We start from the raw sequence: 16,471 nt of genomic DNA on the forward strand, positions 1-16,471 counted from the left end.
GAGGTCGGGACCAAAATCCCGACCTCTTTGTTTGCCCTTATTAAGTTACCTTGTTGTTGCGACTGTTTTTATTTTAGAACAATGCAAGCGATTACACAAGAGCGATACAAAAAATAGGACTCTTATCTAAAAAATTTTCTATTTTTTCGTTTCGATTACGAATAGAAATAGTAGAGAGAAATTTTTTAAAATAGTTTCTCTAAATAGTTGACAGATTCAAGGCCTAATGTTACAATCATATTACAAAAAGATTTCTTAACATTTCAAAAATATTACAAAGGAGTAGAAAAATGAAAAAGAAAACCTATATCAAATTGATGGCAGCGACTGTATTGGCTTCTACCTTGCTACTGGGAGCTTGTGGAAATAAAAACGAAACCACTCAAACCAGTAGCTCTGCAAAGACAAGTCAATCATCAAGTTCTAAAGCAGCTTCTTCTAGCAAAGAAAGCAAGACACAAAAATCTTCAAGCTCAGCTTCATCTGAAAAGGCTCAGGCATCTTCTGGTCAGTCTTCTACAACGGCAGATCAGTCACAAGCGAAACCGGCACCTGAATCAAGACAAGAACAAGCAGCTCCTAGTCAACAAGCCCCTTTTCAGGCTCCATCAACTCAGCAAGACTCTCAAGCCCAGTCTAACCAGTCAGGCTATGATCCAACAACTGACCGCAAACTTCAAGACAAGCAAGCAGAACACAACAAACGCTACAAGGGTGTTTTAACCATGGTCGATGGTGACTTCTCAGCAGCTGCAGGCAACTGGAAGGGAGCAAATGGCGAAACTATTACGGTTTCATCAGGGGGTCAATTTACAGTAGAAACTACAGATGGAAAGAAAGAAAACTATTCTATCAGAGGCTACTCTTACACTCTTGATGATGGCAAGTATAATGCCAAAATCGGTGGAGGAAAAATCATCCAAATTACAACAGGTGCGGATGGTAAAGTTTCGAGCGTTGCCTTGATTCAATAATAGTATCTAGGATTTCCTAGGATAAAAAAACCGTAAACTTCAAGTGAGTTACGGTTTTTTGTGTATTAAGCTTTATCTAATTGCAATAGAGCTTCAATCTCTGCCAGGGTGCTAGCTTGGGAAATGGCTCCACGAAGTTTGGCAGCACCAGATGTTCCCCGAAGGTAGTGAGGAGCGAGTCCACGGAATTCACGAACGGCTACGTTTTCTCCTTTGAGGTTAATCAAGCGTTTCAAATGTTCGTAAGCAATTTTCATCTTGTCTTCGAAGGTCAAATCAGGAAGGATTTCTCCTGTTTCAAAGTAGTGATTGATTTGATTAAAGAGGTAGGGATTTCCCATAGCTGAGCGGCCAATCATGACAGCGTCAGCACCGACTTCTTCGATACGCTGTTTAGCTTCTTGGACCGTACGGATATCACCATTTGCGATAAATGGAATCTTGGTCAGAGCTTGAGCAACCTTGTGTAGGGTCTCGAGGTCTGCGTGACCTGTGTACATTTGTTCGCGGGTACGGCCATGCATAGCGAGAGCAGAGACACCAGCAGCCTCAGCAGCGAGGGCATTCTCCACGGCTAGGGATGGATCAGACCAGCCAGTGCGCATTTTGACAGTGAGGGGGATATCAAGGACAGATTGGACCTTGTTGATGATAGAGTAGATCTTGTCTGGATCCTTGAGCCACATAGCACCAGCTTCATTCTTCACGATTTTGTTAACTGGGCAGCCCATGTTGATATCGACGATATCGGTCTTGGTGTTTTCTTGGATGAATTCTGCTACGCGTGCGAGGCTGTCTTCATCACTACCAAAGAGTTGGATAGAAACGGGATTTTCGCCTTCATCGATGTGAAGCATATGCAGGGTTTTTTCGTTGTTGTATTGGATTCCCTTGTCAGAGACCATTTCCATGACAACGAGTCCAGCTCCGAGCTCTTTTGCGATGGTACGAAAGGCTGAGTTGGTCACGCCAGCCATGGGCGCTAAAACAGTACGATTGGGAATCTCAACATTGCCAATCATAAAAGGTGTATTAAGATTTGTCACGAAAGAGTTCCTCCAGGTCGTTTTCATCAAAGTTATAAGTCGTTTGGCAGAATTGACAAGTGATTTCTGCCCCGTGGTCTTCCTCTTTCATTTCCTCTAAGTCTGAGCTTGGAAGGCTGGCAAGAGCGTTCATAAAACGGTCTTTGCTGCAGTCGCATTGGAAACGAATTTCTTCTTCAGATAGACGTTTGTAAGATTCGTCACCATAGATAGCCTTGAGAAGGGCTTCGATATGGTCGTCGCTTTCTAGAAGAGTTGAAATGGCTGGCATTTCTTGGATGCGTTTTTCAAAGCGGGCAATCTCTTCTTCCTTGGCTCCTGGCAAAACTTGGAGAAGAAAACCACCGGCAACTTCGACCTTGTCGTCTTTGTCTAAAAGAACATTGAGGCCAACTGCTGAAGGGGTTTGTTGGCTTTCTGTCAGGTAATAGGCCAAGTCTTCACCGATTTCCCCAGAGATGAGGGGAGTCATGGAGTTGTAGGGATTTCCAGTACCATAGTCTGTGATAACGAGAAATTGACCGTTTCCAACAAAAGGTCCAACTAGGACTTCACCCGTTGCAGTCTTTTTGATGTCAACACCAGGATTTTGAACGTAACCTTTGACATTACCCTTGGTATCTGCGACAGTGATGATAGCACCGAGAGAGCTCGTTCCAAGAACTTTTACAGTAATCTTTGTATTTCCTTTTTCGTTGGCTGCGAGAATCTGACTAGCGATAAGGGTGCGACCAAGTGCAACAGTTGAACTGGCTTGGGTTTGATGTTTTTCTTGAGCAGTGCGGACGGTTTCTGTGCTGTCAAGGACAAAAGCACGAAAGGCCCCGCTTTCTGATATAGTTTTAATAATTTTATCCATAGCTACTATTTTAGCATAAAAATGCCCAAAGGGGGAGCCGTGTGTTTGCTGTTTCTCTGGAATAAGGACGAGGAAATCGGCTTGAAGGTAAAATGAGAAACAGATTATTTCAGCATTTGTAAGATTTATGCTATTCTTGTAGGAGAAAATGAAAGGGGTAACAAATGTATTTAGGCGATTTGATGGAAAAAGCAGAATCGGGTCAATTTTTAGTCCTTTCCTTTTTATTACAAGATTCGCAGACAACGGTCAAGAAAGCCATGGAAGAAACAGGCTTTTCAAAGGCGACCTTAACCAAGTATATCTATCTGATTAACGAAAATGCCTTGGAAAGAGGGTTAGAGCTGACCATCCACTTGGATGATGAAAGCCTGCGTCTGTCTGTCGGCACTGCCACAAAGGGGAGAGAGATTCGGAGCTTGTTTCTAGACAATGCTATTAAGTACCAAATTTTGGTTTACCTTCTCTATCACCAACAGTTCCTAGCCCATCAACTAGCTCAAGAATTGATGATTAGCGAGGCCACGCTTGGTCGCCATTTATCTAGCTTGAATCATATTTTGTCAGAGTTTGACTTATCCATCCAAAATGGTCGTTGGCGAGGTCCAGAGCATCAGATTCGTTATTTCTATTTCTGTCTTTTCCGCAAGGTTTGGTCCAGTCAGGAATGGGCAGGTCACATGCAGAAAGCTGAGAGAAAGCAGGATATTGTTACTCTAGAAGAAATCTGCGGTGCCAGCTTGTCTTCGGGTCAGAAATTAGACTTGGTTCTCTGGACTCATATCAGTCAACAGCGCCTTCGGGTTAACGCCTGTCAATTTCAGGTTATAGAAGAAAAAATGCGAGGGTATTTTGACAATATTTTCTATCTTCGTTTGCTTAGAAAGACTCCTTCTTTTTTTGGTGGGCAGCACATTCCTCTAGGAACTGAGGATGGGGAGATGATGATTTTCTTCTCTTTCCTCCTTTCTCATCGCATTTTGCCCCTTCATACTATGGAGTATATCCTTGGTTTCGGAGGGCAATTAGCCGATTTGTTGACGCAATTGATTCAAGAAATGAAGAAGGAGGAGTTGCTGGGGGACTACACAGAGGACCATGTCACCTATGAACTCAGTCAGCTTTGTGGTCAAGTTTATCTCTACAAAGGCTATATCTTGCAAGATCGCTACAAGTATCAGATAGAGCATCGGCACCCTTATTTGCTGATGGAGCATGACTTTCGAGATATTGCTCAGAAAATTTTCGCCTCCTTGCCAGCCTTTCATCAGGGGACGGATTTGGATAAGAAAATCCTCTGGGAATGGCTTCAGTTGATGGAGTATATGGCAGAAAATATAGGTAAACATCTGAGAATAGGGCTAGATCTAACAGCAGGCTTCCTTGTTTTTTCGAGAATGTCGGCCCTTTTAAAACGATATTTGGAGTACAATCGTTTCATAACTATCGAAGCCTATGACCCTACTCGTCATTATGACTTGCTGGTTACCAATAACCCTATCCATAAGAAAGAACAAACACCTATCTACTATTTGAAAAATGATTTAGACATCGAAGATTTAGCTATGATCCGTCAGATGCTATTTGCCTAAAAGACCTGAGTTTTCAGGTCTTTTTTGTGAAATTCGCACAATCTCCTCACATTTTTTTAAAAATTTAAAAAAATTGATGAACAAGAAAGCGCTTTATTTTGTATACTAGTTACTGTAAAGAGGAACCCCCTCAAGATTTTATCAGGAGGACAGCACATGTCACAAGAAAAATACATCATGGCTATTGACCAAGGAACTACTAGTTCTCGTGCCATCATTTTTAACAAAAAAGGAGAAAAGGTCAGCTCGAGTCAAAAAGAGTTCACTCAGATTTTCCCTCAAGCAGGTTGGGTAGAGCACAACGCCAATGAAATTTGGAACTCGGTTCAGTCAGTTATTGCAGGTGCTTTCATCGAAAGTGGTGTGAAACCAAGTCAAATCGAGGCAATCGGGATTACCAACCAACGTGAAACTACTGTCGTCTGGGATAAGAAAACAGGGCTCCCTATCTACAATGCTATCGTTTGGCAATCACGCCAAACTGCTCCTCTAGCTGAACAACTAAAAAGCCAAGGTTATGTGGAAAAATTCCATGAAAAGACTGGTTTGATCATCGATGCTTACTTCTCTGCTACCAAGGTTCGCTGGATCTTGGACCATGTAGAAGGTGCTCAAGAGCGAGCAGAAAAGGGTGAATTGCTCTTTGGTACCATTGATACTTGGCTGGTTTGGAAATTGACTGACGGTGCGGCTCACGTAACTGACTACTCAAACGCAGCTCGTACCATGCTCTATAACATCAAGGATCTTAAATGGGATGATGAGATTTTGGAAATCCTCAATATTCCTAAGGCTATGCTCCCAGAAGTTCGTTCTAACTCTGAAATCTACGGAAAGACAGCTCCATTCCATTTCTACGGTGGAGAAGTACCAATCTCTGGTATGGCTGGTGACCAACAAGCAGCCCTCTTTGGTCAGTTGGCTTTTGATCCTGGAATGGTTAAAAATACCTACGGAACTGGTTCCTTCATCATCATGAACACTGGCGAAGAGATGCAGTTGTCTGAGAACAACCTCTTGACAACCATTGGTTACGGAATAAATGGCAAGGTTTACTATGCCTTGGAAGGTTCTATCTTCATCGCAGGAAGTGCCATTCAGTGGCTTCGTGACGGTCTTCGCATGGTGGAAAACTCACCAGAGTCTGAAAAATATGCTCTCAATTCTCACAATAATGACGAAGTCTATGTCGTGCCTGCCTTTACAGGTCTAGGGGCACCATACTGGAACCAAAACGCTCGAGGCTCTGTCTTTGGTTTGACTCGTGGAACAACTAAAGAAGACTTTATCAAGGCAACTTTGCAATCTATCGCTTATCAAGTACGTGACATCATTGACACCATGCAAGTGGATGCGCAGACAGCTATCCAAGTCTTGAAGGTAGATGGTGGTGCAGCCATGAACAACTTCCTCATGCAGTTCCAGGCTGACATCTTGGGAATTGATATCGCACGCGCTAAAAACTTGGAAACAACTGCCCTAGGTGCAGCCTTCCTAGCAGGATTGTCAGTGGGCTACTGGAAGGACTTGGATGAGTTGAAACTCTTGAACGAGACAGGAGAACTCTTCGAACCATCGATGAACGAATCTCGTAAGGAACAACTTTATAAGGGCTGGAAGAAGGCTGTGAAAGCAACTCAAGTCTTTGCGGAAATCGATGACTAATACTGAAAGAATAAAGCGACTCAGTTAGAAAGTGTGTAAATATGGAATTTTCAAAGAAAACACGTGAATTGTCAATTAAAAAAATGCAGGAACGCACCTTGGATCTCTTGATTATTGGTGGAGGGATTACAGGAGCTGGTGTAGCTTTGCAGGCAGCAGCCAGTGGTCTTGACACTGGTTTGATTGAAATGCAGGACTTTGCAGAAGGAACATCCAGCCGATCAACAAAATTGGTCCACGGAGGACTGCGTTACCTCAAACAATTCGACGTAGAAGTGGTATCAGATACAGTTTCTGAACGTGCAGTAGTTCAACAAATCGCTCCACATATTCCAAAACCAGATCCAATGCTCTTGCCAGTTTACGATGAAGATGGGGCGACCTTTAGCCTCTTCCGTCTCAAAGTAGCCATGGACTTGTACGACCTTTTGGCAGGTGTTAGCAACACGCCAGCTGCTAACAAGGTCTTGAGTAAGGAAGAAGTCTTGGAACGCCAGCCAAACTTGAAGAAAGAAGGCTTGGTAGGAGGTGGAGTTTACCTTGACTTCCGTAACAACGATGCGCGTCTGGTGATTGAAAATATCAAACGTGCCAACCAAGACGGTGCCCTCATTGCCAACCACGTCAAGGCAGAAGGCTTCCTCTTTAACGAAAGCGGCAAGATTACAGGTGTTGTAGCTCGTGATTTGTTGACAGACCAAGTCTTTGAAATCAAGGCTCGCCTAGTTATTAACACAACTGGTCCTTGGAGCGACAAGGTACGCAATCTGTCTAATAAGGGAACGCAATTCTCACAAATGCGTCCAACAAAGGGAGTTCACTTGGTAGTGGACTCAAGCAAGATTAAGGTTTCTCAACCAGTTTACTTTGATACAGGCTTGGGTGACGGCCGTATGGTTTTTGTTCTCCCACGTGAAAACAAGACTTACTTTGGTACAACGGATACAGACTACACAGGCGATTTGGAACATCCAAAGGTGACGCAGGAAGATGTAGATTATCTACTTGGTATTGTCAACAACCGCTTCCCAGAAGCCAATATCACCATTGATGATATCGAAAGCAGCTGGGCTGGTCTTCGTCCATTGATCGCAGGCAATAGCGCTTCTGACTACAATGGCGGAAATAACGGGACCATTAGCGACGAGAGCTTCAACGCACTGATTGCGACTGTCGAAGCTTATCTATCGAAAGAAAAAACGCGTGAAGATGTTGAATCTGCTGTTAGCAAGCTTGAAAGCAGCACATCTGAGAAACATTTGGACCCATCTGCAGTTTCACGTGGTTCGAGCTTGGACCGTGATGACAATGGCCTCTTGACCCTTGCTGGTGGTAAAATCACAGACTACCGTAAGATGGCTGAAGGGGCTATGGAGCGCGTGGTTGACATCCTCAAAGCAGAATTTGACCGTAGCTTTAAACTCATCAACTCTAAGACTTACCCTGTTTCAGGCGGAGAATTGAACCCAGCAAATGTGGACTCAGAAATCGAAGCCTTTGCTCAACTTGGAGTTTCACGTGGTTTGGATAGCAAGGAAGCTCACTATCTAGCAAACCTCTATGGTTCAAATTCACCGAAGGTCTTTGCCCTTGCTCACAGCTTGGAACAAGCGCCAGGACTCAGCTTGGCAGATACCTTGTCCCTTCACTATGCAATGCGCAATGAGTTGGCTCTTAGCCCAGTTGACTTCCTCCTCCGTCGTACCAACCACATGCTCTTCATGCGTGATAGTTTGGATAGCATCGTTGAGCCAGTTTTGGATGAAATGGGACGATACTATGATTGGACTGAAGAAGAAAAAGCAGCCTACCGTGCGGATGTCAAAGCAACTCTTGCTCACAACGATTTGGCAGAACTAAAAAATTAAGAAAAACTAGAAGAGAGGGAAGCAGGATTTCCTTGCCTTCTCTCTCCTTCTTTTATATGGAGACAACGATATGATGAAAGAATTATTTGGAGAATTTTTGGGGACCTTAATCCTCATCCTCCTAGGAAATGGAGTTGTAGCAGGTGTGGTTCTTCCCAAAACTAAGAGCAACAATTCAGGATGGATTGTGATTACTATGGGATGGGGAATTGCTGTAGCCGTTGCGGCCTTTGTATCTGGCACTCTCAGTCCAGCCCACCTAAATCCAGCTGTGACGTTTGCGATGGCCTTAAAAGGAACGCTCTCTTGGGCTTCTGTTTTCCCTTATATCCTAGCCCAATTCGCAGGAGCGATGGTGGCTCAGATTCTGGTTTGGTTGCAATTCAAACCACACTATGAGGCGGAAGAAAACGCAGGAAATATCCTAGCGACATTTAGTACTGGACCAGCCATCAAGAACACAGTATCCAACTTGGTTAGCGAAATCCTTGGAACTTTTGTTTTGCTCTTGACAATCTTTGCCTTGGGACTCTATGACCTTCAAGCCGGTTTAGGGACCTTTGCAGTGGGGACCTTGATTGTCGGTATCGGTCTTTCACTAGGTGGGACAACGGGTTATGCCTTGAACCCAGCTCGTGACCTTGGACCTCGTATCATGCACAGCATTCTTCCAATTCCAAATAAGGGAGATGGAGACTGGTCTTATGCTTGGATTCCTGTTGTAGGACCTATTGTTGGTGCGGCCCTAGCAGTTCTAGTATTTTCACTTTTCTAAGATAAAAGAGTGATTGGCAACAGAGTTTGAGATGGAAATCTCAGGCTCTTTTTTGATGGCCAAAACATTAATATTTTAACTTATCTTAAAATAAGCTAAAACCAATTTTTAAGTTATGGTAAACAGTTGAAAAAAAGGTTGATAAAGTGGTAAAATGTTAGGAAGATAAGATGCTAACAATACGTACTGATAGTTAATAGAAACAATATATTAATGAATAGCTTATGAAAAAACAACGAAATTTACATGTGTTCTTAGGCCGAACGGCTCTATATTTTGTAATCTTACTTGGTTTGCTTTATTTTTTTAGTTACCTTGGACAGGGGCAAGGTGGCTTTATCTATAACGAATTTTAACTCAAAGGAGAAAACCTATTGTGTCAAATAAATCCATAGTTGATATGATTGAAACGATTGAGCACTTTGCTCAGACACAAGCCAGTTATCCAGTTTACAATGTTTTGGGGCAAGAGTATACTTATGGTGATCTGAAGGCTGATTCGGATAGTTTGGCTGCAGCTATCGACCAACTAGGCTTGCCTGAGAAATCTCCAATCGTCGTTTTTGGTGGTCAGGAATATGAGATGTTGGCTACCTTTGTAGCGCTAACTAAGTCAGGTCATGCCTATATTCCCATCGATAGCCATTCAGCCTTAGAACGGGTAGCTGCTATCGTAGAAGTAGCAGAACCGAGCTTGATTATTGCTATTTCAGATTTTCCATTAGAGCAGACAAGTATACCAATACTGAATTTAGAGCAAGTCCATGAAGCCTTTGCTCAAGCTTCTAGCTACGAGATGACCCATCCAGTCAAGGGAGATGACAACTACTACATCATCTTTACTTCTGGAACGACTGGTAAGCCTAAGGGAGTGCAGATTTCCCATGATAATCTCCTCAGCTTTACCAACTGGATGATTACGGATAAGGAATTTTCGACGCCAAGTCGTCCACAAATGCTGGCTCAACCCCCTTACTCTTTTGACCTATCTGTCATGTATTGGGCGCCAACCTTGGCACTGGGTGGCACGCTTTTCGCTCTTCCTTCAGCCATTACTCAGGACTTCAAAAAACTCTTTGCGACAATTTTTTCCTTGCCAATCGCTATCTGGACCTCAACACCGTCCTTTGCAGATATGGCCATGTTGTCAGAAGACTTTAATAGTGAGAAAATGCCAGGAATCACGCATTTCTACTTTGATGGTGAAGAATTGACGGTCAAAACAGCTCAAAAACTGCGCGAGCGATTCCCAAATGCCCGTATTATCAATGCCTATGGTCCAACAGAAGCGACAGTAGCTTTGTCAGCAGTTGCTGTAACAGACGAGATGTTGGCGACTCTCAAACGCCTGCCAATCGGCTATACCAAGGCTGATTCTCCGACCTTTGTCATTGATGAGGAAGGTAAGAAAGTTCCAAATGGTGAACAGGGAGAAATTATCGTTTCTGGGCCAGCTGTTTCAAAAGGTTATATGAATAATCCTGAAAAAACGGCAGAAGCTTTCTTTGAGTTTGAAGGTCTGCCAGCCTACCACACAGGGGATGTAGGAACCATGACAGATGAGGGCTTGCTTCTCTATGGTGGACGCATGGATTTCCAGATTAAGTTTAATGGTTATCGTATTGAGCTTGAAGATGTCTCTCAAAACCTCAACAAGTCTCGCTTTATCGAATCAGCTGTCGCTGTCCCACGTTATAACAAGGACCACAAGGTACAAAATCTACTGGCCTATGTGATCCTAAAGGACGGTGTCCGTCAGCAGTTTGAACGGGATATTGATATTACCAAGGCTATCAAGGAAGACTTGACTGATATCATGATGTCCTATATGATGCCGTCCAAATTCCTTTATCGGGACAGCCTCCCACTGACTCCTAATGGTAAGATTGACATCAAAGGCTTGATCAATGAGGTAAACAGTCGATGATGGAATTTTTCAAACAGTTTCCTCATTTGGAACCTTATGGGAATCCACAGTATTTTCTATACATCATCGGAGCGACCTTGCCCATCTTTATCGGTCTTTTTTTCAAGAAACGTTTTGCCTTATATGAGGTGCTCGTTAGTCTTTTCTTTATCGTCACCATGTTGGTTGGTGGAAAGACGAATCAAATAAGCGCTTTGATCCTTTATGTTATCTGGCAAGTACTTCTTGTATCTTTCTACAAAAGGTACAGGAAACAACGGGATAGTAAGTGGATATTTTACCTGGTTAGCTTTCTATCCCTATTGCCTATCGTCTTTGTGAAAGTATCTCCTGCTATTCATGGACCTCAATCTTTGTTTGGATTTTTAGGGATTTCTTACTTGACCTTTCGTGCAGTTGGGGTTATCGTTGAGTTGAGAGACGGTGTCATCAAGGATTTAAGGATTTGGCAATTCTTACGTTTTCTTCTCTTTATGCCGACTTTCTCAAGTGGTCCTATTGATCGTTTTAAACGCTTCAATGAAAATTACGAGACCATTCCTGAGCGGGATGAGCTGATGGATATGCTAGAAGAGGCTGTCAAATATATCATGCTTGGCTTCCTCTACAAGTTTATCTTGGCTCACATTTTAGGAGAGACATTATTGCCTCCGCTGAAAAATTTGGCCTTGCAAACAGGTGGTTTCTTTAACCATTATGCTCTTGCAGTCATGTATACCTTTGGTTTGGAATTGTTCTTTGACTTTGCGGGCTACTCTATGTTTGCCTTAGCCATTTCAAACTTGATGGGTATTCATAGTCCTATCAACTTTAACAAGCCCTTTTTGTCAAGGGATTTAAAAGAGTTTTGGAATCGCTGGCACATGAGTCTGTCCTTCTGGTTCCGTGACTTTGTCTTTATGCGGATGGTCATGGTGTTGACCAGAAAGAAGGTCTTTAAGAATCGCAATGTCACCTCAAGTGTAGCCTATATTGTAAATATGCTGATTATGGGATTTTGGCATGGTGTGACCTGGTACTATATCGCCTATGGGCTTTTCCATGGGATTGGGCTAGTCATCAATGACGCTTGGGTTCGTAAGAAAAAAGCGCTCAATAAAGAACGGAAAAAAGCTGGAAAGGGTTCCTTACCTGAGAATCGCTGGATTCAGTTGCTTGGCATGGTTGTCACCTTCCATGTCGTGATGGTTTCATTCTTAATCTTTTCTGGATTTTTGAATGATTTGTGGTTTAAAAAATAAAAGGATATTAAAATGGATATCAAATCAGAAGTTATTGAAATTATTGATGAGTTGTTTATGGAAGATGTTTCTGACATGATGGATGAAGATCTTTTTGATGCCGGTGTCTTGGATAGCATGGGAACGGTTGAATTGATTGTTGAGATTGAAAACCGTTTTGACATTCGTGTTCCAGTGACGGAGTTCGGTCGTGATGACTGGAATACGGCTAATAAAATCGTAGCAGGTATTACGGAGTTGAAGAATGCTTAAACGCTTGTGGCTGATCTTCGGGCCTCTGCTTCTTGCTAGTATTCTTGTTTTCTTACTAATCTTTTTCTATCCAAACAATCCAAGTCATAATTTGATGGAAGAGAAATATTCTGCAGCAGCGATTAGTTCGGAAAGTTTTAAAGAGAGAAGTCAAAAAGTGAGAGCCTTTACGGAACCAAATATGCGCTTTATTCCCTTTTTTGGCTCAAGTGAGTGGATTCGTTTTGATAGCATGCACCCAGCGGTCTTGGCGGAAAAGTATAGCCGTCCCTACCGTCCTTACTTTTTGGGGCAAGCAGGAGCAGCTTCTCTCAATCAGTATTTCGGCATGCAGCAGATCTTGCCAGAAATCGAGGAAAAGCAGGCAGTATTTGTCATTTCCCCTCAGTGGTTTACAGAGGAGGACTATGAGCCAGCCTTCTTCCAAAACTACTTTAACAACGATCAGTTGACAGCCTTTCTAGAAAATCAATCGGGAGATATAGCAGCCAAACATGCAGCTAAACGTCTCTTAAAGCAAAATCCTGGAGTCTCTATGAAGGGTATCGTTGAGAAACTGTCAAAGGGTGAGGAATTATCAGAGGTTGATCATGCTATTATCAAGGCATTTGCACGTTTTAATGAGCGTCAGGCCTCTCTATTTGGACAATTTTCCATTCGAGGAAAACTCAAGTACAAGGAACACGTGGAGAACTATTTAAAAGATCTTCCAGATCAATTTTCTTATGAGGAGTTAGAAAAAATTGCTCGAAAGGATGCAGAAGCCAATACCAATAATAACGATATGGGAATTGAAAATCAATTTTATAAGACCCAGGTGAAAGACTACCTCGAGAAGTATAAGGGCTATCAAAAGAATTATAATTTCCTCAAGTCCTCTGAATACAATGATTTGCAGTTGGTTCTCAATCAATTTGCCAAATCAAAGGTCAATGTCCTTTTTGTGATCCAGCCTGTCAATAAAAAATGGATGGCCCATACAGGGCTCAGCGAGGAAATGTACCAACACGCTGTTGAAAAAATTCGTTACCAGTTAGAAAGTCAAGGTTTCACCAACATTGCTGACTTTTCTAAAAAAGGTGGAGATCCCTACTTTGTCAAGGACACCATTCACATTGGTTGGTTGGGTTGGCTAGCTTTTGATAAGGTTGTCAATCCCTTCTTGACGGATCCGACTCCAGCTCCAGACTATAAGATGAATGACCGCTTCTTTAGCAAGGACTGGGCGACCTATGATGGGAACATCAAAGATTTCCAATAAAATGAGTTAAAAGTTTGGGATTTAAACCCAAGCTTTTTTGTTTAAATGGCGAATATTTCTTTGAAACAAAGTATAAATTTCTAATTATCTTTTTATATTTTCTTAAATGCTCGTAAAGCCTTATTCTATGTGCTTTCGAGTATTTTTACTGTAGGAAGATACTTCACGTTTCTTTGCATATTTCCTCATGTCTTAGCTGTCAGAAGTGGTAAATAAGTAGTAAATTCATTTGTACTACTAAGCAACAAGACGCTCCTGTTGCTTCTCTTTATTCAAGCGTTTCATTTCTGCCATTGCAGAATCGAATGTTGCATGTGCGTAATAGTTCAGCGTCATGGCTATATTAGCATGTCCCATAATGTACTGTAATGCCTTTGGATTCATTCCTGCATTTGCATAGTTGGTACAGAATGTATGTCGCAAACTATGTGGAGTGATGTGTGGCAATTTATCCTCGTTATACTTATTGTATTTCTTAACAAGACCTTTCATCATGCCGTTGTAATCACTTGCCACTTTTGGATAGTTCTTTCTATTAAGAAAGAGGAAATCACTATATCCATCAATCTCAACACGCTTATCATTCTTTCGATTCGCTAACACTCGCTTAAATGCTTGATAGGCTTCTTCAACCATAGGAACTTGACGTTCGCCACTTTTGGTCTTTGGTGTTTCAATGTAGTACCCAATTTCAGTACCTCTCAATAGCTGATGGTCTATATTGACAAGACGATTCTCAAAATCTAAATCTGGAAGTGTCAAACCACCAAACTCTGAAATACGAAGACCTGTTTTTAAGAGTATCAGAATTTCATCATAATTTTTGCTGTAGGTTTTATCAGCTTTTGCAAAGGCTAACAGTTTTTCTTCCTGTTCTTCTGTTAGTACGGTCTTAGGGACAGTATCATCATCAAGAACTGCTTTCAGTTGAAAGTCAAATGGATTCTTCCGAACACAATCATCTTGTATAGCAATATAGAATGAAGCCTTTAAAGAACGTTTGTAGTTATTGATGGTTTGATAAGCATAACCATTTTCACTCATTCTAATAGCCCATTCTTTAGCGTCTGATGGCTTAATACTGTCAATACTTCTTACACCTAACTTGTCTTTCTTCAAAATATCCATAAGATATTTGCGTCCAGTTTCAGTGTTTTTTCTAACCTTTGGTCTTTGAGCGTTCTGTTTTGCGTAAAGCTGGCAGAGTGTCATTTTCTTTCCTACAACATCAATACCATCATGAATGTCTTTCTGTAACTCTGCGATTTTCTCTCTAAGTGAGATACAATCACGCTTTCCTGCTGGTACTCGGTCTGTAGCCACAAGTTTCCACGAGTAAACAAATTGCGGTTCTCCAAATGAATCTATATATTTGTATAAGTATCTTCCGTCTTTTCGTTGGCTCTCTCCAGTCTTTAAGATTCGACCTTTATTGTCACGTCTTTTTTCTGACATGGCATTTGCTCCTTTCCTTTATGGAAAGAGCCTTGATACGACTTAATACTATTTTATCATATACAAGACCCTTTGGCGACGCTAGATTGCGTCCAATGTATCTATAATTTTTTCAAATTGTTTTCGTTTAATCTGAATACGATTGCCATTCATAATCAGCCAATTTGCATTTTTATTTTCCTCTGCCAAGCGTCGTAGCTTGTTTTCGCCAATACGAAAATATTTTGACGCTTCTTCAATGGTTAGGGTATAACGTTCCCAAATAGGAATGTCAGTCTGCTTCATAAAATCCTCCTTTCCAAATCACTTATTTGGATTTCATAAAAGTTGTTTTACCAGCAATCGAACAGCTTTAGCAAAGCTCACGGGAGTTCCACCCCTGCATGGTTCTCATGTAGCCATACTCATTGCCTGCGACGGTTTTATCACGCTCGGACTATTGACTGTATGGGAGTATCATTATCACGATAAGAATGTCGTTGCAGGCAATCCTGCTAAAGATTGCTTCTCGGATCACTAACATGAATCGCTCGCTATCTTTATAAGATAGGTCATGGCGGTTAGTTCCGTTGGCTCTTTTCTTATCGAAACGTATTCGATTACTTTTATTCAGTTTTCAAAGAACAATGGCTCGTTAGCCTATCAAAACACATTGAAAGCTCAATATGCTTTGGTGGAATAACAAACCTCCCTGTTCGGGAAGCGTGGAATGGTTTAGCACGCTTCCACGAAAGGAGAGAGGATATTACTTAATTTCAAATGACAAAATCTTTGTAATCAGTCTGGTTTCCATTCTTCCACGTAAGACTTCATCAACGACCATACTTTGATTGCCATATTCATCTTTCATAAGTCGTAGGGAACGCTTCGTTATGTACCCTCTGTAATGATGTAGAATCTGGTTAATCGCTTCGGTATCGCCATCTGTTGCCTTTACAATGAGAGGAAAGGGAATCATAGGATATTGTGTTTTCATTCTTCAAATTCCTCCATAAACTTTTTAATTAAGGCTAGTCCACTGGTTCTATGCCGATAGACAGTAGAACGGTTCAATTTCAACAGGTCTGCAATTTCTGAATCGCTCATGTCCATAAAGTAAAACAGCAGTAGAATTTCACGTTTCTTGTCTGGCAACTCACGTAATGCTTCACTCAACAAATCATTTTCAACGCCTACTGATAACCCATTGAGTGTAAAAATCTGAAAGTCAGTTGAATAGTTATCTGTTGTCGCAAACTGGCTAACAAGATAATCGCCAACATCCGAAAAGGACACCTCACGCTTTGCAATCCTTGAAAGATAAAGCATATAATTCTTTCGCTCGTCTTCCATAGCACGTTTACAGATATAGTCAAACTGATTTTCTATTGTGGTCTGAAAAGAAGATGGTTTCATGTTTCTCACCCCCTTTCTGTCTAGGAAAGGAAGTGAGCCTTGCTCGTTTATCTCCTTTCACTCTTAGTCCCAATGTGAAAGGGGGATTTGTTGCATTACTGATAAATAAACTTTGTAAAAAAGTTCTGAATAGCCAAAAAAGCATATAAACAGATTTATTT

General features: G+C 41.8%; 17 protein-coding genes. 11 read left to right on the forward strand and 6 right to left on the reverse strand.

Going from position 1 to position 16,471, the window contains the following annotated elements; translation table 11 throughout:
- Positions 1–290 precede the first annotated feature (290 nt).
- Positions 291–974, forward strand: a complete 684-nt coding sequence (locus tag ADI74_RS07165; RefSeq protein ID WP_049538003.1) for a hypothetical protein — start codon at positions 291–293, stop codon at positions 972–974.
- 65 nt (positions 975–1,039) lie between these two features.
- On the opposite strand, the gene dusB is transcribed toward ADI74_RS07165, so the two are convergent.
- Both dusB and hslO read right to left on the reverse strand, forming a co-directional pair.
- A complete protein-coding gene (gene dusB, locus ADI74_RS07170) occupies positions 1,040–2,020 on the reverse strand; it encodes a tRNA dihydrouridine synthase DusB (protein ID WP_049538005.1) in 981 nt (326 codons plus the stop codon).
- Positions 2,007–2,879: an Hsp33 family molecular chaperone HslO gene (gene hslO, locus ADI74_RS07175; RefSeq protein WP_049538007.1), complete on the reverse strand. Its 873-nt coding sequence runs from the start codon at positions 2,877–2,879 to the stop codon at positions 2,007–2,009. The genes dusB and hslO overlap by 14 nt, the downstream gene beginning before the upstream one ends.
- A 164-nt stretch (positions 2,880–3,043) precedes the next feature.
- Here hslO and ADI74_RS07180 point away from each other — a divergent pair, with 164 nt between their 5' ends.
- The 9 genes from ADI74_RS07180 to dltD all read left to right on the forward strand — a co-directional run bounded on the left by ADI74_RS07180 (position 3,044) and on the right by dltD (position 13,460).
- On the forward strand, positions 3,044–4,471 hold the full coding sequence (locus tag ADI74_RS07180; protein ID WP_049538009.1) for a helix-turn-helix domain-containing protein: 1,428 nt from the start codon (positions 3,044–3,046) through the stop codon (positions 4,469–4,471).
- Positions 4,472–4,627: 156 nt separating this feature from the next.
- Complete coding sequence (gene glpK / locus ADI74_RS07185; protein WP_049538011.1) at positions 4,628–6,136, forward strand: glycerol kinase GlpK; 1,509 nt, start codon at positions 4,628–4,630, stop codon at positions 6,134–6,136.
- Between the two features lie 41 nt (positions 6,137–6,177).
- Positions 6,178–8,004, forward strand: coding sequence for a type 1 glycerol-3-phosphate oxidase (glpO, locus tag ADI74_RS07190; protein ID WP_049538012.1), 1,827 nt, complete (start codon positions 6,178–6,180; stop codon positions 8,002–8,004).
- Positions 8,005–8,074: 70 nt separating this feature from the next.
- Positions 8,075–8,779: an MIP/aquaporin family protein gene (locus ADI74_RS07195; RefSeq protein WP_049490531.1), complete on the forward strand. Its 705-nt coding sequence runs from the start codon at positions 8,075–8,077 to the stop codon at positions 8,777–8,779.
- A 224-nt stretch (positions 8,780–9,003) separates the two neighbouring features.
- A complete protein-coding gene (locus tag ADI74_RS07200; RefSeq protein WP_007518064.1) occupies positions 9,004–9,135 on the forward strand; it encodes a teichoic acid D-Ala incorporation-associated protein DltX in 132 nt (43 codons plus the stop codon).
- Between the two features lie 20 nt (positions 9,136–9,155).
- Positions 9,156–10,706, forward strand: a complete 1,551-nt coding sequence (dltA, locus tag ADI74_RS07205; RefSeq protein ID WP_049538013.1) for a D-alanine--poly(phosphoribitol) ligase subunit DltA — start codon at positions 9,156–9,158, stop codon at positions 10,704–10,706.
- Positions 10,703–11,947 (forward strand): D-alanyl-lipoteichoic acid biosynthesis protein DltB, encoded by a 1,245-nt coding sequence (gene dltB / locus ADI74_RS07210; RefSeq protein ID WP_049538014.1) that lies wholly within the window; start codon positions 10,703–10,705, stop codon positions 11,945–11,947. Before dltA ends, dltB begins: the two co-directional genes overlap by 4 nt.
- A 12-nt stretch (positions 11,948–11,959) precedes the next feature.
- Positions 11,960–12,199, forward strand: coding sequence for a D-alanine--poly(phosphoribitol) ligase subunit DltC (dltC, locus tag ADI74_RS07215; protein WP_000351968.1), 240 nt, complete (start codon positions 11,960–11,962; stop codon positions 12,197–12,199).
- Positions 12,192–13,460 (forward strand): D-alanyl-lipoteichoic acid biosynthesis protein DltD, encoded by a 1,269-nt coding sequence (gene dltD / locus ADI74_RS07220; RefSeq protein ID WP_000919848.1) that lies wholly within the window; start codon positions 12,192–12,194, stop codon positions 13,458–13,460. Before dltC ends, dltD begins: the two co-directional genes overlap by 8 nt.
- A gap of 237 nt (positions 13,461–13,697) precedes the next feature.
- Here the strand turns inward: dltD and ADI74_RS07225 are convergent, their stop codons facing one another.
- Entirely contained in the window at positions 13,698–14,915 is a 1,218-nt protein-coding gene (locus ADI74_RS07225) for a tyrosine-type recombinase/integrase (protein WP_049538015.1), read from the reverse strand.
- 81 nt (positions 14,916–14,996) lie between these two features.
- On the reverse strand, positions 14,997–15,200 hold the full coding sequence (locus tag ADI74_RS07230) for an excisionase (RefSeq protein WP_000814511.1): 204 nt from the start codon (positions 15,198–15,200) through the stop codon (positions 14,997–14,999).
- Here ADI74_RS07230 and ADI74_RS11330 point away from each other — a divergent pair.
- The gene (locus ADI74_RS11330; RefSeq protein WP_001845478.1) at positions 15,184–15,435 is read left to right on the forward strand and encodes a hypothetical protein; all 252 of its coding nucleotides are present in this window, start codon (positions 15,184–15,186) and stop codon (positions 15,433–15,435) included. The two genes, ADI74_RS07230 and ADI74_RS11330, sit on opposite strands and share 17 nt — an antisense overlap.
- Positions 15,436–15,660: 225 nt before the next feature.
- Here ADI74_RS11330 and ADI74_RS07235 read toward each other — a convergent pair whose 3' ends face one another.
- The gene (locus ADI74_RS07235; RefSeq protein WP_000857133.1) at positions 15,661–15,891 is read right to left on the reverse strand and encodes a helix-turn-helix domain-containing protein; all 231 of its coding nucleotides are present in this window, start codon (positions 15,889–15,891) and stop codon (positions 15,661–15,663) included.
- Positions 15,888–16,310: a sigma-70 family RNA polymerase sigma factor gene (locus tag ADI74_RS07240; RefSeq protein ID WP_000804885.1), complete on the reverse strand. Its 423-nt coding sequence runs from the start codon at positions 16,308–16,310 to the stop codon at positions 15,888–15,890. Before ADI74_RS07240 ends, ADI74_RS07235 begins: the two co-directional genes overlap by 4 nt.
- Positions 16,311–16,471 lie beyond the last annotated feature (161 nt).

Origin of the sequence: Streptococcus pseudopneumoniae (assembly GCF_001074565.1) — a bacterium.
In the GTDB taxonomy this organism is placed as follows: domain Bacteria; phylum Bacillota; class Bacilli; order Lactobacillales; family Streptococcaceae; genus Streptococcus; species Streptococcus pseudopneumoniae_J.